Here is a 14,205-nt window from a genome sequence, read left to right on the forward strand (position 1 = left end):
AAACCCTCTTATTGTTCTGTCAGGGGGCGCACGCGCACGCCCTGTTCGAGCTGCGCCAGTTGCGCGGCATCGTGAATACCGAAACCGATCTGGGTCACCGCCTGCGCCGCAATCGCGGTGGCCGTGCGCAGGGTCTGTTCCGGTGTGTCGGCGCTGAGCAGGCCGTGGAGCATGCCGGCCAGCAGCGAATCGCCGGCACCGACCGTGCTTGCCACGCTGACCTTCGGCGGCGTCGCATGCAGCGCCGAGCCGACGCTGTACCAGTTCACACCCTCTGCGCCATGGGAAATCACCACATGCTCGATGCCTTGGGCGTGCAGCCGATTGGCCGCTTCGACCTGAGACGCGTGGGACACCACTTCACAACCCAGCGCATCGGCCAGCTCTTCGGTATTCGGTTTGATCAGCCACGGACCGGCCTTGAGCGCTGCACGCAAGGCATCGCCGCTGGTGTCCAGGGCGACTTTCAGGCCCAACGTTTTCAAGCGTTCGACCAGTTCGCGCAACCACTGTGCAGTGACGCCACGCGGCAAACTGCCGGCGACCACCACCGCGTCATGCCCCGGCGCGATCTGCACCAGACGATCCAGCAACGCCTGTTGCGCCACCACGCCGACCACCGGCCCCGGGCCGTTGATGTCGGTGATGCGCCCGTCCTGCTCAGCGACCTTGATGTTGCTGCGGGTCTCGCCGGGCACCCGGATAAACGCATCGGTGAAACCGCGTTTGGCGAACAGGGTTTCGAACGCTTGCAGATTGTCTTCGCCGAGAAAGCCGCTGACCGTCAGTTGATGACCGAGGTCGGCCAGCACCTGCGCGACGTTGACGCCCTTGCCGGCAGCGTGGGTGTGCATCTCGTCGCTGCGATTGACCTGACCGGCCTCCAGACGTGGCAACTGCACCGTAAGGTCCAGCGCCGGGTTGAGGGTCAGGGTGAGAATCTTGGCCATTACAGGGCCTCCACTAATGCGCGCACTTCGTTGGCGCTGCCCACGGCCAGGGCTTGTTGAGCAAGGGTTTGCGTCTGGGTCAGGCTGAGTTCGCGGATGCGTGCCTTGACCTCGGCGATGCTGCGCCCGGAGACGCTCAGTTCATCCACACCGAGGCCGACCAGCACCGGCACCGCCAGCGGATCCGCCGCCAGTTCGCCGCACACGCCGACCCATTTGCCATGGGCATGGGCCGCGCGCACGGTAATGTCGATCAGCTGCAGCACCGCCGGGTGCAGGCCGTCAGCCTGGGCGGACAGGGTCGGATGACCACGGTCGATCGCCAGCGTGTACTGGGTCAGGTCGTTGGTGCCGACGCTGAAGAAATCCACCTCTTTGGCCAGCACCGGCGCCAGCAACGCGGCGGACGGCACTTCGATCATGATCCCCAGTTGCAGGTCGGCGACCGGGATTTCCAGGCGCAGGCGTTCGGTCATGTCGCGGGCCTGACGCCACTCTTCAACGCTGCCGACCATCGGGAACATGATCCGCAACGGACGGTTGTCCGCCGAGCGCAGCAAGGCGCGCAACTGCGCTTCCATGATCTGCGGACGCTGCAAGGTCAGGCGAATCCCGCGCACACCGAGGAACGGGTTTTCTTCCTTGGCAATCGGCCAATACGGCAGCGGTTTGTCGCCGCCGACATCGAGGGTGCGTACCACCAGCGGGCGACCGGCGAGGCCATCGAGGACGCGGCGGTATTCGGCTTCCTGAGTCGCCTCGTCCGGCGCCTGTGGATGAGCCATGAAAATCAGTTCGGTGCGCAACAGACCGATGCCTTCGGCGCCCTGCTCCACTGCGCTGATCACACCGGCGCTTTCACCGATGTTGGCGAACACTTCCACGGCGTGGCCGTCGGTGGTGTGTGCCGGCTGATGGCGTTGTTCGGCGGCGGCTTTCAGGCGTTGTTCGCGGGTGTCGCGTTCTTCGCTGGCACGTTGCAGGGTCGCGGCATCCGCGTCCACATGCAGGCGACCGCGCTGGCCGTCGAGCAGCAACGGCGTGCCCGGCTTCAGCAGCAACACCGCAGCGCCCGCACCGACCAGCGCCGGAATCCCCAGCGCGCGAGCGACGATGGCGCTGTGCGCGGTGGCGCCGCCACGGGCAGTGAGAATCCCCGCGACCCGCGCCGGATCCAGCCGCGCAACGTCGGACGGGCCGACCTCATCCATCACCAGAATGTACGGTTGCTCGGGCTCGGCGGGCGTCTGCACACCACACAGTTGCGCCAGCACCCGGCGACCGATGTCGCGCAGGTCGGCGGCGCGTTCGGCGAGCAAGGCGTCCTGCAACGATTCCTGTTGTTTTGCGGCGGCCTCGATCACGGCCATCCACGCCGCTTCGGCGCTTTCGCCCTGCTTGAGGCGGGTGTCGACTTCGTCGGTGAGTTCCGGGTCGTCGAGCATTTCCTGGTGGGTGATGAAAATCTCGCGGATCGCCTTGGCCTTGCTACGCTCGATCAGGCCCTGAATGTCCTGACGCACGTCGGCCAGCGCTTGCTTGAGACGTTCGCGCTCGATGGCGGCGGACTCGCCGCGCAACGGGTAATCGATGGCTTGCTGGACCTGAATGTGCGCCGGGCCGATAGCGATGCCAGGGGCGGCAGGGATCGCTTGCAGCAGACTGCCGGAGGTCGGGGCGGTCAGGACTTCTGCAATGTCCGTAATCACTTCGCGCTGTTGACTGACTGCGGGCAACGGTTCGACTTCTTCGCCGAGGCCTTCTTCGATGGCGGCGAGCAAGGCCGGCAAGGCATCGGCGGCAATGCTCGGCTCGGCGATGATTTCCAGCACCTGGCCACGACGGGCGCCGAGGCTCAGCAGTTTGCTCAGGCTTTTCACCGATACGGCGCTGTCCTGACTGTCGACGATGCGCACACGAATCTCGCCGTCAAAACTTTTCGCCAGTTGCGCGAGGATCTTCGCCGGCCGCGCGTGCAGACCATGGGCGTTGGCCAGCGCAATTCGCGCGCTCGGCCAGTCGGCCGGCAATTCCCCGCCGAGCACTTCGAGGACTTTGCGGCTGCTGGTGGCGCGGCCCAGTTCATGGCCGCGACCTTCGATCAGCAACGCGCACAAACGCTCGAGCAACGCCTGATGCGCTTCACCGAGGCTGGCCAGACAGAACAGACCGCTGAGCGGCTGGCCGAGGTAACGCATCGGTTTGTCCGGCGTGACGAACGCCAGCCCCGGACGCTTCACGGTCTGCTCGCTGTGCAGCCACCACAGGCCATCGCCCAGCGGCAGCGCTTCGACTTGCTGCAACACACCAGCGAAACCGTTGCTCACGCAGTCGGCCTGGCGCAACAGTCGTGCACCGCGCCAGACCAGTTCTTCGAAATCGTCGGCGGATACGCCGAGGCCGATCATCTGCGCATCCAGCGCCAGCTCTTGCGGCGCGCCTTGCAGCAGTTTCAGCAGCGCTTCCGGCGAGCTCGCGCGGCGCAGGGCCTGGCCCAGATCGGTCTCGCCGAGGGCGCGGGTCAGCAGTTGCAGCAGGCGCAGGTGTTCGTCGGATTTGGCGGCGATGCCGATGGCCAGATAGACGATCTGGCCATCGCCCCAGTCCACGCCGTCGGGGAACTGCATCAGGCGCACGCCGGTGGCGAACACCTGATCACGGGTGTCAGGGGTGCCGTGGGGAATCGCAATGCCTTGGCCGAGGAAGGTCGAGCCCTGAGCCTCCCGGGCCTGCAGGCCGGCGAGGTAGCCGTCGGCGACAAGTCCATCGGCGACCAGATGACTGGCCAGCAATTGCAAAGCGGCGAGTTTATCCACAGCCGACTGGCCCATGGATATCTGCTCTACAGTGAGCTCGAGCATGCGATCTCCTTTTTGGCGTCGTGTGACGCCAGGTATTGTTTTGAATGGTTGCAGCTTAGGCCCTACGAAAACTGCCTGCGCAACAATCAGGCTGCGTTGAAAACAGGCTCGGAATGCTCATGTAGGCCCCTACACTCCGCTTCCTCGCCTGTTTTCGCCTTGCCTGATCGTTGCTCGGCGAGTTTTCGCACGGCCCTTCGGCGCTGTAGGCCATCCTTTTCAGGAGGCAGTTTTGGCGGTTTCACGGCAGAACCGGCCAAAGGCGTCTAAAACGTAGAAAATACGCTTGCTGAAACGTTTAATCTAGATTGATCGGCACGTTACTCGATAATGTCCCATCCTTGAAGTCCAACTTGTCGGATGCGCTGAGACAATGGTCGCCTGCCTGAATCGGGTAGGATTGGCGAAAATGTCGCGGCAAGCTCGAAAAAACAAGGAAATCCCGGGTTGAAACTCAGTGATATCGCGCGGTTGGCCGGAGTGTCCGTGACCACCGCCAGCTACGTCATCAACGGCAAGGCCGAACAGCAACGCATCAGCAACGCCACCGTCGAGCGGGTGCGGGCGGTGGTCGATCTGCACGGTTTTACCCCCAATCCACAGGCGGCCGGTTTGCGCAGTCGGCATACCCGGACCCTGGGCTTTATCCTGCCGGATCTGGAAAACCCCAGTTACGCGCGGATCGCCAAACTGCTGGAGCAAGGCGCCCGGGCGCGGGGCTATCAGCTGCTGATCGCCAGCTCCGACGATGCGCCGGACAGCGAGCGACAACTGCTGCAACTGTTCCGCGCTCGACGCTGCGATGCGTTGATCGTCGCCAGTTGCCTGCCGGCCGGTGACGACAGTTATCGTCAGTTACAGGCCAAGGGCTTGCCGATCATCGCCATCGACCGGGTGATGGATGCCGAACATTTCTGCTCGGTGGTCAGCGACGACCGCGAAGCCAGCCTGCAACTGACCGAAAGCCTGCTCGACCCGCAGCCAAAGCAGATCGTGCTGCTGGGCGCCCGCCCGGAACTGAGCATCAGCCAGGAACGTGCGACCGGGTTCAAGCAAGCCCTGGCCGGGTTCAAGGGCGAAGTGCTGATCGAGCACGCCGAATCCTTCAGCCGCGAGTGCGGCAAGCAATTGATGGAAGAACTCCTGCAACGCCTCGGGCATTTGCCGGATGCGCTGGTGACCACGTCCTACGTGCTGCTGCAGGGCGTGTTCGACGCGCTGCATGACTTCCCGCTCAAATCGCGCCCACTGCGTCTCGGCACATTCGGTGACACCCAGTTGCTCGACTTCCTGCCTCTGCCGGTCAACGCCATGGCCCAGCAGCACCAGTTGATCGCCGATAAGGCGCTGGAACTGGCACTCGCAGCCGTCGAGCAATCGGACTACCAGCCTGGCGTGCAAGCCATTGCCCGTACCTTCAAGCAGCGTATTCACCGGGACTGAGCCGTGGAGCTGATCGACAGCCACACCCATCTGGACTTCCCCGACTTCGACGCCGACCGCGCGGCGCTGCTGAGCGAAAGCCGCGCCCTCGGGGTGCGGCGAATGGTGGTACTCGGGGTCTACGAGGGTAACTGGCAACGGGTGTGGGATCTGGTGCAAAGCGATGCCGATCTGTACGCGGCCTTCGGTTTGCACCCGGTCTATCTCGATCAGCATCGGCCGCAAGACTTGCTGGCACTGGGCGACTGGCTGACACGGCTAAAGGGTCATCGGCAGCTGTGCGCGGTCGGTGAAATCGGCCTGGATTACTTCATCGCAACCCTCGACCGCGAACGCCAGCAGGCGCTGTTCGAAGCGCAGCTGCAACTGGCGGCGGATTTCGAATTACCGGCGCTGATCCACGTACGGCGCAGCCATGCAGCGGTGATCGCCACGCTCAAGCGCTTCAAGCTCAAACGCGCCGGCATCATCCACGCCTTTGCTGGCAGCCGTGAAGAGGCGCGGGAATACATCAAGCTCGGTTTCAAACTTGGCCTCGGGGGTGCACCGACCTGGCCGCAGGCGTTGCGCATGCACCGGGTGCTGGCCGACTTGCCGCTGGATTCGGTGGTGCTGGAAACCGACTCACCGGACATGGCGCCCGCCATGTACCCCGGCGTGCGCAATACGCCGGCGCATCTGCCGGCGATCTGCGACTCACTGGCCACTTTGATGAACATCAGTGCGCAACAACTCGCTGCCGCCAGTACCGCCAACAGCTGCGAGGTGTTCGGCTGGTAGTCAGTCGGCGTGGGCCTTGGCCGCGTCGAGAATCAGCGTCAGGTGCTGACGCTGCCGGGTATAACGAATCACCGCGAAGTACACGAAAATCGCGACCAGCGATCCGTTCAACTGCTCGGTGACGCTGAGCAGACCCACCCATTCCATCACCAGGGCCACCAGCAGTGCGGTGCACACCGTCACCAGCGCACTGGCGCGCAGCAGGCCAAGTGAATCGAGCGAACGGAAACGTTTGATCTGCTTGGGGCAACGCAATTCCAGGCTTTTCTGGCAATTCGCACAGGTGAACGCTTCGTGGATCGAAATGGCATTCAGTTGCCAGGGCTTGAGCACCAGCGTGGTCTGGCAGTGGGCGCAGCGGCCCTGAACGCCCAGGGTTGCGACGAACATGTGCGATCTCCTCCAAGTGGTCAATGAGTTGATCTTGGTTCATTGAAGCCGAAAAACCAGCGCCTGGAGGAAAACAGGATTGGGCTTACAGATGCAGGCAAAAAAGTACTACAAGCCATTCCGAAAAAACCTGCCTCACAGGAAGCAGGTCGCTTCAAACCCGGAAGGCGCTGATCAATTGCTTCAACTCAACCACCTGCGCTGACAACGCACGGCTGGCGTCTTCGGTCTGGTGTGCACCTTCTGCGGTGCGCTCGCCGGCTCGGTTGATCTCGACGATGTTCTGGTCGATATCGTGGGCCACGGCGGTCTGCTGCTCGACGGCGGCGGCGATCTGCTGGTTCTGGTCGACGATCATGCCGACAGCGCCGAGGATGTTTTCCAGCGCCTGCTGGACTTTCTCCGACTGCCCCACCGTGCCGTTGGCCATCTGATGGCTGACGCCCATGGCCTTCACTGCCGCGCCGACGCCGCCATGGAGCTTGGCGATCATCTGCTCGATTTCTTCGGTCGATTGCTGAGTGCGCTTGGCCAGCGTGCGGACTTCGTCGGCGACCACGGCAAAACCGCGCCCCTGCTCACCGGCCCGCGCAGCCTCGATCGCGGCGTTGAGCGCCAGCAGATTGGTCTGTTCGGCGATGCTCTTGATCACTTCCAGAACGCGACTGATCGACTGACTGTCGCTGGCCAACTGGTTGATCACCAGCACCGATTGATCGATTTCGCTCGCCAGTGCCGCGATGCTGCCCTGCTGCGATTCCACCAGTCCGCGCCCATTGATGGTTTCATCGTTTACGCTGTGGGCGCTGCTGACCGCTGCCGCCGCACTGCGTGCCACCTCCAGCGACGTTGCCGACATCTGGTTCATCGCCGTCGCCACTTGTTCGATCTGTGTGCGTTGCCCGGCGACCGCCTGATTGCTTTGCGCCGAGACGTTTTCCACCTGCCCCGCCTGCCGCTCGACCTCGCCAACGGTGTGGCCGACCCGTTCGATCAGGTCATGGATTTTCCTCACCGTACCGTTGAACACTTCGCCCAACTCGCCGAGTTCATCGCGGCTGTTGGCGTGGAAATTCACCGTCATGTCGCCCGCCGCGACTTTATCCATCATGGCGCCGAGGTTTTTCAGGGTGGCGCGGGTCGAGGCATAGAAGCCACCGTAGAGATAGAAAATCAGCACGAACACCAGCGACAACGCCGCGGCTTGCAGCACCATGTGCGTACGGTTTTGCCCCAGGCGCTGTTGCAATTGGGTGTCGAGGAATTTCAGGGTGGCGTCGTTGAGCTGATAGGTCTGGTCCATCAGCCCGGTGAGCTGGTCGTAAAAACCCTGCCATGGGGCGTCGAGGGTTTCGGCCATCACCACTTGTTCTTCGATCAGGGTGCCGGCCTGTTTCAGCGACGCCTTGCTGGCATCGGCCGGAGCGCTCAGGGAGTCACGGGCGGCTTTGCTCGAACCCAGCGCATCCTGCAATTTCAGGCCATATTCGGCCTGAAGCTTTTCGATCTGCACCAGCAACTCGTCGAAACGGGTGCTCGACGAACTGTTGAGAAAGCCCTGGCCCAATGAATACGAGCCCATCGCCCGACCTTCGCCCAAGGCCTGGGTGACGGCCGGCGTGATCGCGGTGATCAGCTCGCTGAGCTGGCGTATGTCGCTCTGGTTGTCGCTACTCAATCCGGCCTGACTGGCCACGATCTGGCTGAAAATCTGTGCATTGCCGAGCAATTTGCCAATCAGCGCACTTTTGCTTTGCAGAGAGTTTTCCGCCTGCTGGGCCTTGAAAGCGGCGATCATTTCATCGCGCTTGGCCTCGAAGAATTTGATCTGCTCCGGATCCTCGGTCATGGGCGTCAGCCCTTGCAGGCGCGCCAGAACGTTTTGCTCAAGACTGGTGATCTGCGCCTCGACATTGCCGGCCTTTCCGGACTGGCCGAGGGTGACATTGATCTGCACCAGATTGTTGAGGGTTTCCAGATCCCGGCGCAGGGTCAGGCTGCTGCCCAGCAGGTCGAGGCTCTGCAGCTCCACCCGGGTGCCCTGGAATTCGCGGTAGGAATCGCGCACCAGATAGAAATTGGTCACCAGCATCGGCACCAGGAACAGCACGCTGATCAGGCTGAACTTCATGCCGAAGCTCAAGCGGTTCATCAGCGAGACGGCGGGATAGAGCAAGCTCTTCACTGGAAGTCTCCCTTGGTTTTTTCTTGTTTTTATTGGCAGGCGCGGGGCGACAGCAGATAGCCACTATCGGGCGCTATCTCTGTATAGCTCAAATCGAAGGGAGGTTTTGTAACTTAAGGTTAACGAGGGGGATTGCCCCCCTCATTACTCGAACGGCCTACGCCAGCACTGTCCACAGGGCAAATCCGGCATACCACAGCACTGCCGCCCGCAGCAGCAACTCCCACAGGCAGTCGAGGGTGTTGATGCCTTCGGGGCCGACAGCGGCCGGCGGGATTTCCCCGGCCGCGAGCCCGACCCTGTTGATCAGTTGCGCGGCGCTGATGTACCAGTTCAGCAGCTCGTGCAGCATCACCCGACTGACCGCGACGAAATTGCCGACCAGGGCGAGGCTCGCCGCCAGCAGGCGCACCGGCACCCAGTCGAAGGCATGACGCAGTTGCCCTGCCCGTTCGGCCACTGCCGGGTTCTGGGCGTTTTCCTCCGCCAGCGCCAGCAAGCGGTAACTCAGTGCCGCGACCGGACCGAGCAGGAAGTACCAGAAAATCACCGCAAAAAAGCTCTGGTAGGCCTGCCACAACAGATGCCGCTGCACTTGCTCCAGCAATTGTTCGCCGCTTTCGGCGCAGATGTTCAGATCACGCTTGGCCACATGGGCGGCGGCCTGCAGGTCCTCGCGGCGCCAGGCGTCGCGAAACGGCCCGAGCTCGCCGAGCAGGTCACCCCGCCCCAGGCTGTAAATCACCACCAGCAAATGCACCGGCAATGCCAGCAGACCATAGGCCACCGGCTCCAGCACCAGCAGCAACAAGCCCAGCAATGCCACCGGCAGCAGCACCAGAACAATCAGCACCAGCCACGGCTGTTTGGCCAGCCCACCGGTTTCAAGCTTGTGCAGTTCGCGGATCCATCCGCCATCGCGTTGCACCCGTTGGCGCAGAGCCGAGAACTTCTCGATCCATACCGCCAGCAGTAACACCAGAAAACTCATTGTCCTTCCTCTTGTGCCAGGGCGGCGCGGTAGCGTGCCCAGTCGAATGCGGGTCCGGGGTCGGTCTTGCGTCCGGGGGCGATGTCACTGTGCCCGCAGATGCGCTCGACGGTGATTGCCGGGAACGCCGCCTGTATCTGCCGGGTCAGCACGGTCAACGCCTGGTACTGCGCATCGGTGAACGGCAGATCATCGGTGCCTTCCAGCTCGATGCCTACGGAAAAATCGTTACAGGTTTCCCGTCCCTCGAACACCGAAACGCCGGCATGCCAGGCGCGCTCAAGACAGGAGACAAACTGGGTGACCTTGCCGTCACGTTCGATCAGAAAATGCGCCGACACGCGCAGGTCGGCGATCCCCGCAAAGTAGGGATGTTCCGTGACATCCAGACGATTCTGGAAAAATTCCTGGACCTTGCCGGTGGCGAACTGCGCCGGTGGCAGGCTGATGTTGTGGATGACCAACAGGGAGACTTCGCCCGCCGGGCGCTCATTGAAGTTGGGCGAAGGGCAGACCTGCACCCCGTGACACCACCCGCTTGCGGGATCCAACTGCATACCGATTCCTTCAACGCCGACTGTGTTGGCGACCAGTATGCCGTGATCGGCCCCCGGCGCGCGATCACTTGCCGCGATTGAGCCGCCGCAGATTGCCGAGCACCGACTCCAGCGCCCGGTCGAACAGCAAGGTGTCGTCCAGCGCCCGCACCGCGCCGCGACGAAACGCCAGGGCCAGTTCCGTGCGGTCGCGCTCCAGCACTTTCATGCCGGTGCGGTCGACGAACACGTACTTGCCGGTAGCCTCGATGATCGCCGCCAGCTTGCAGCGCAGAGTGTGTTCTTCGTCCTCCTCGAACGCCACCCAACTGCCCAGACGCAACTGTTCGACCTGGCGCAGACCGACATCGTCGGCTGGCAAGCGCGCTGGCGTGCGTGGCTTGAGACCGTCGTCGGCCATCTGCAGGACAATCGTCTGCGACACTTCGATCATTTCCGGCAGCACGGACTGATCCGGTGCGCCGAACGGTTCGAGCAGCCGCACATGCAGCGCTTCCAGCTCACTGAAAAAACCGCTGGTGGCAAACGGATCGAAGGCCGAAGTGCTCAGGCCGTCGCGCAATGACTTGAGCAATCCCGGCACCAGCGCCAGCAGACGCAGACCGGCTTCGGCGTCGTCGTGGCGCTGCACGCTCCAGATCAATTGCTCCATGGTCTGCACGTCGGCCTGCCATTCGGCGGACTGATCGCCGTGCTTGAGGCAGGTCAGCAGCAACACCTTGCTCCAGGCGTCTTGCACGAACGTCACCACCGACGGTGGCAGGACCTTGCCCAGCAAAGCCTGATTGAGCGCCTGCTCGACCCGCTGGCGAGCCAGTTCGGTTTTCGCCCGGCCCTCTTCGGCATCGCGCAAACGCTGTTCAAGCAATTCGCTGCGACGGCGCTCGTCACTGGTGAAGGCGAGGAAGTCCGCCAGCAACTCGGAAAAAATCGCCGGGTCATCGACGAAATCCGTCAGCAGGCGCTGCACCACTTGCTCGATGCGCAGGTACAGGCTGTCGCGCGCATTACCGTCGCACTCGCCCCAGCCCATCGCCGCCTCGGCGATTTCGTTGAGCAGGCGGCGCGCCGGGTGGCTGCTGCGGCTGAAGAAGCTTTTGTCGATCACCGCGACCTTCAACATCGGGATCTGCAACCGGGCAATCAGCGCCTTGAGGGAATCCGGCAGGTTGCGATCATCGAGGATGCAGTCGAAGACCATGGCCACCAGATTGATCACGTCCTCGTCAGCCCCGCCGACAATTCGCGACTTGCCGCTGCGCACGCTGACCCGGGTCAGCAGTTGTTCAAGTTGATGACGCAGATCGAAGTCGTCCTGCACCGCCAGCGCCGGCACGTATTGCTGCAGGTGCGAGAGCAGGCGCAGCAGGTCGCGGGTGGAAATTGGTTGGGCGGGAGCGCTGGGTTCCAGGGTCGGCGCAACGGTACCGCGCACATGCAGCAGCAACTCCTGCAACGCGGCGAAGACCTCCTGCACGCCCGCATCCGTCTGAGGTTTGTCGACGCCCTTGAATTCATTCTGCACGCTGGCCACGGCCTGATCGATGGCACGACGGGCCGGTGCCGGCTTGAGTTCGGGCAACACGCCCGTGGCGATCAGCAGTTGGTTGGCTTCGGCGTAGAGTTGATCGGTATCGGCCAGCACATAGCGCTCGAACAATTTGAGCAGGATCAGTTTGACCTTGATCTCCACCCCCAGATTGCGCCCGGCCTGCAGGAAGTACTCGCAAAGCATCGCCGGGCCCAGCGGGTTGTATTGATCGCCCAGAGTCTTGCCCAACAACGCATTGAACCGCGCGGTCAGTTGGTCGAGGGCGAAGCCGTCGCGATTGAGTACGCGGCCGACCATGGTTTCGACCGCGACGCTGCGCTCCATGTCATCAGTGCGCGCCGAGGTGTCCCCATATTGCAAGGCATGAGACAGGACGGTGGGAACGGGATCGAATTGAGTGAGGCCGACAAAGGCTTCGAAGAATTGCTCGAGAAAACCGCGTTCGATGTTCTTGCGCTTGAGGCGCAGGTCGCGCATGGCTTCGAAAAAGATGTTCTGCTCGACGTCGTTACGCGCCCGGTCGGCCATTTCGAACAGGGTGTCGTCGGCGTTATCGAACAGCTCCTGCAAACCGTTGCGCAGGCGCTGGGCAGCCTTGTCGCGAACCTGAAGCAGAATCACAGGCAGGCGGGCGAGCGGCGAGTGAGTCGCCTGATCGGTAGTGGCCTTGTGCAGAGGCACTACATTCCCGTCGTTGTGCATCCAAGCCTCCTGAAACGGTGATTTGCCGACGTCAAAGCTATGGCGTCAAATGCAAGGCGGATTATCTTGCAAAAGATGTCCCCGGCGCCAGAGCCGTCAGGGTTTCCCCTATGCGCCGACACCTTGAAGTGACCACGACAGAAACGGGTTTACTCAAAGAAAATCGACCGGATGCAGCGCTGCGTGGCGGTTCTCGCCTTGGGTTGGCCGACGCCATGCCCCTATAATCGGACCACTTAGTTTGTGGAGCCCGTTATGCCGAATCTACGTCTCGCCGATTTGACCGCCGAAATCGAAGCCAACGTGCGCCGTGCGTTGCTCGAAGACATCGGCAGCGGCGACATCACCGCGCAACTGATCCCGGCCGAACGCCTGGCCAAAGCCACCATCATCACCCGTGACGCCGCCGTCATCAGTGGCACGGCCTGGGTCGATGCGGTGTTCCGCCAGCTCGATCCGCGGGTGGCGGTGCATTGGCAGGTACGCGATGGCGAACGGGTTTCGCCGAATCAGCCGTTGTTTCATCTGGAAGGCCCTGCCCGCTCGCTACTGACCGGCGAGCGCAGCGCCCTGAACTTCCTGCAATTGCTGTCGGGCGTGGCGACCCGCGCGCAGTACCTGGCGGACTTCGTCGCCGAGACCTCGGTAAAACTGCTCGACACCCGCAAGACCCTGCCGGGCCTGCGTCTGGCGCAGAAATACGCGGTCACCTGCGGCGGTTGCCATAACCATCGCATCGGTCTCTACGACGCGTTCCTGATCAAGGAAAACCACATCGCTGCCAGCGGCGGCATCCCGCAGGCCATTGCCGCTGCGCACAAGATCGCCCCGGGCAAGCCGGTGGAAATCGAAGTGGAAAGTCTGGAAGAGCTGAAGGAGGCGCTGGCCGCCGGTGCCGACATCATCATGCTCGATGAACTGAGCCTCGACGACATGCGCGAAGCCGTGCGCCTGAACGGCGGCAAGGCAAAACTGGAAGCCAGTGGCGGCATCAACGAAAGCACGCTGCTGCCGATCGCACAGACCGGGGTGGATTACATCTCGATCGGCGCGATGACCAAGGACGTGAAGGCCGTGGATCTGTCGATGCGCCTGAGCATCTGAGTCGATCACGCAATAAAAAACGCCAGCCCTTTCGAGGCTGGCGTTTTTGTTTCAGACCACCAGATTGTTCATCTCGCAGTACTCTTCCCACTCGACGCCCAACACTTCGGCCGCTTCCTTGTGCAGCTCAAGGCGCTTGGCCTCGAACTCCTCAGGCGTGCTGGTGTACTTGAGGGTCAATTCCCACGGCTGCAGGCCCTGGGCTTCGGCTTCATCTTCGAACGCCCACTGAATCTGGTCTTTCTGATCATCGGGACTCAGGTCCTTGATCTCTTCCTTCAGATCCGGAACATCCAGGATGTATTTTCTAAGCGCTTCTTCGTGACGTTGCTCTTGAGTTAATTCGGTCATGGCGTTCTCGCTGATCATAGGAATGGAGGATGGATCTGGATCATCAAGGATCTCTCTGACGCGGACTGTCCGGCCTTCGGAACCATTCGGGATCATCTGAAAACTGCTAAGCGATGCTCATGCAGGCACCGAATATAGGACGTTTGCATGACGAATTACACGGCTCTTTACATCTCTCCCACAAAAAGTTGACCTGTGGAACATAAATGCCGGTTCAAAAGGATAAGGGAGAGGTGGTGCCCGAGACAGGAATCGAACCTGCGACCTTCGCGTTACGAGTGCGCTGCTCTACCGGCTGAGCTACACGGGCGGTGGGCTAAACCTAGCACCGGTCTTGCA

The 14,205-nt window shown here is 62.2% G+C and carries 11 protein-coding genes, 1 tRNA gene and 1 pseudogene; 3 read left to right on the top strand and 10 right to left on the bottom strand.

Annotated features, from left to right (window positions below; all coding sequences use genetic code 11):
* Nucleotides 1-8 precede the first annotated feature (8 nt).
* The gene (gene pfkB / locus ACTJK9_RS17245) at nucleotides 9-950 is read right to left on the bottom strand and encodes a 1-phosphofructokinase (RefSeq protein WP_440815045.1); all 942 of its coding nucleotides are present in this window, start codon (nucleotides 948-950) and stop codon (nucleotides 9-11) included.
* On the bottom strand, nucleotides 950-3,811 hold the full coding sequence (gene ptsP / locus ACTJK9_RS17250; RefSeq protein ID WP_440815047.1) for a phosphoenolpyruvate--protein phosphotransferase: 2,862 nt from the start codon (nucleotides 3,809-3,811) through the stop codon (nucleotides 950-952). The genes pfkB and ptsP overlap by 1 nt, the downstream gene beginning before the upstream one ends.
* Nucleotides 3,812-4,258: 447 nt before the next feature.
* Here ptsP and cra point away from each other — a divergent pair, with 447 nt between their 5' ends.
* Together cra and ACTJK9_RS17260 are read left to right on the top strand one after the other, a co-directional pair.
* Nucleotides 4,259-5,254 carry a catabolite repressor/activator gene (gene cra / locus ACTJK9_RS17255; RefSeq protein ID WP_221398688.1) on the top strand — a complete coding sequence of 332 codons (996 nt, stop codon included), beginning with the start codon at nucleotides 4,259-4,261 and terminating at the stop codon, nucleotides 5,252-5,254.
* 3 nt (nucleotides 5,255-5,257) lie between these two features.
* Nucleotides 5,258-6,034 carry a TatD family hydrolase gene (locus ACTJK9_RS17260; protein WP_440815049.1) on the top strand — a complete coding sequence of 259 codons (777 nt, stop codon included), beginning with the start codon at nucleotides 5,258-5,260 and terminating at the stop codon, nucleotides 6,032-6,034.
* Here ACTJK9_RS17260 and ACTJK9_RS17265 read toward each other — a convergent pair whose 3' ends face one another.
* The 6 genes and pseudogenes from ACTJK9_RS17265 to ACTJK9_RS17290 all read right to left on the bottom strand — a co-directional run bounded on the left by ACTJK9_RS17265 (nucleotide 6,035) and on the right by ACTJK9_RS17290 (nucleotide 12,411).
* Complete coding sequence (locus tag ACTJK9_RS17265) at nucleotides 6,035-6,424, bottom strand: hypothetical protein (RefSeq protein ID WP_085611301.1); 390 nt, start codon at nucleotides 6,422-6,424, stop codon at nucleotides 6,035-6,037.
* A 154-nt stretch (nucleotides 6,425-6,578) separates the two neighbouring features.
* Nucleotides 6,579-7,292 carry a methyl-accepting chemotaxis protein gene (locus ACTJK9_RS17270; protein ID WP_371855252.1) on the bottom strand — a complete coding sequence of 238 codons (714 nt, stop codon included), beginning with the start codon at nucleotides 7,290-7,292 and terminating at the stop codon, nucleotides 6,579-6,581.
* 144 nt (nucleotides 7,293-7,436) lie between these two features.
* Nucleotides 7,437-8,576, bottom strand: a pseudogene (locus ACTJK9_RS17275) (HAMP domain-containing protein); the annotation flags it as partial.
* A 190-nt stretch (nucleotides 8,577-8,766) separates the two neighbouring features.
* Nucleotides 8,767-9,600, bottom strand: a complete 834-nt coding sequence (gene ampE / locus ACTJK9_RS17280) for a regulatory signaling modulator protein AmpE (protein ID WP_440815052.1) — start codon at nucleotides 9,598-9,600, stop codon at nucleotides 8,767-8,769.
* Nucleotides 9,597-10,157, bottom strand: a complete 561-nt coding sequence (gene ampD / locus ACTJK9_RS17285) for a 1,6-anhydro-N-acetylmuramyl-L-alanine amidase AmpD (protein WP_011332414.1) — start codon at nucleotides 10,155-10,157, stop codon at nucleotides 9,597-9,599. The genes ampE and ampD overlap by 4 nt, the downstream gene beginning before the upstream one ends.
* Nucleotides 10,158-10,221: 64 nt before the next feature.
* Nucleotides 10,222-12,411 carry a DUF1631 domain-containing protein gene (locus ACTJK9_RS17290; protein ID WP_440815054.1) on the bottom strand — a complete coding sequence of 730 codons (2,190 nt, stop codon included), beginning with the start codon at nucleotides 12,409-12,411 and terminating at the stop codon, nucleotides 10,222-10,224.
* Nucleotides 12,412-12,666: 255 nt separating this feature from the next.
* Here ACTJK9_RS17290 and nadC point away from each other — a divergent pair, with 255 nt between their 5' ends.
* Nucleotides 12,667-13,515: a carboxylating nicotinate-nucleotide diphosphorylase gene (gene nadC, locus ACTJK9_RS17295; RefSeq protein ID WP_007953729.1), complete on the top strand. Its 849-nt coding sequence runs from the start codon at nucleotides 12,667-12,669 to the stop codon at nucleotides 13,513-13,515.
* Between the two features lie 51 nt (nucleotides 13,516-13,566).
* On the opposite strand, the gene ACTJK9_RS17300 is transcribed toward nadC, so the two are convergent.
* Together ACTJK9_RS17300 and ACTJK9_RS17305 are read right to left on the bottom strand one after the other, a co-directional pair.
* Nucleotides 13,567-13,866 (bottom strand): DUF6388 family protein, encoded by a 300-nt coding sequence (locus ACTJK9_RS17300; RefSeq protein WP_039769697.1) that lies wholly within the window; start codon nucleotides 13,864-13,866, stop codon nucleotides 13,567-13,569.
* A 234-nt stretch (nucleotides 13,867-14,100) separates the two neighbouring features.
* Nucleotides 14,101-14,176 (bottom strand) — tRNA-Thr (locus ACTJK9_RS17305).
* Nucleotides 14,177-14,205: the final 29 nt, after the last annotated feature.

Source organism: Pseudomonas sp. 22082 (assembly GCF_052046055.1).
GTDB classification, from domain to species: Bacteria; Pseudomonadota; Gammaproteobacteria; order Pseudomonadales; family Pseudomonadaceae; genus Aquipseudomonas; species Aquipseudomonas pharyngis.

Bases quoted from the DNA above. Each gene is read 5' to 3' on its own strand.
- ptsP (WP_440815047.1), bottom strand. From the start codon at position 3,811: ATGCTCGAGCTCACTGTAGAGCAGATATCCATGGGCCAGTCGGCTGTG.
- ampD (WP_011332414.1), bottom strand. From the start codon at position 10,157: ATGCAGTTGGATCCCGCAAGCGGGTGGTGTCACGGGGTGCAGGTCTGC.
- ACTJK9_RS17290 (WP_440815054.1), bottom strand. From the start codon at position 12,411: ATGCACAACGACGGGAATGTAGTGCCTCTGCACAAGGCCACTACCGAT.
- pfkB (WP_440815045.1), bottom strand. From the start codon at position 950: ATGGCCAAGATTCTCACCCTGACCCTCAACCCGGCGCTGGACCTTACG.
- ACTJK9_RS17270 (WP_371855252.1), bottom strand. From the start codon at position 7,292: ATGAACCAGATGTCGGCAACGTCGCTGGAGGTGGCACGCAGTGCGGCG.
- ampE (WP_440815052.1), bottom strand. From the start codon at position 9,600: ATGAGTTTTCTGGTGTTACTGCTGGCGGTATGGATCGAGAAGTTCTCG.
- ACTJK9_RS17300 (WP_039769697.1), bottom strand. From the start codon at position 13,866: ATGACCGAATTAACTCAAGAGCAACGTCACGAAGAAGCGCTTAGAAAA.
- ACTJK9_RS17265 (WP_085611301.1), bottom strand. From the start codon at position 6,424: ATGTTCGTCGCAACCCTGGGCGTTCAGGGCCGCTGCGCCCACTGCCAG.
- nadC (WP_007953729.1), top strand. From the start codon at position 12,667: ATGCCGAATCTACGTCTCGCCGATTTGACCGCCGAAATCGAAGCCAAC.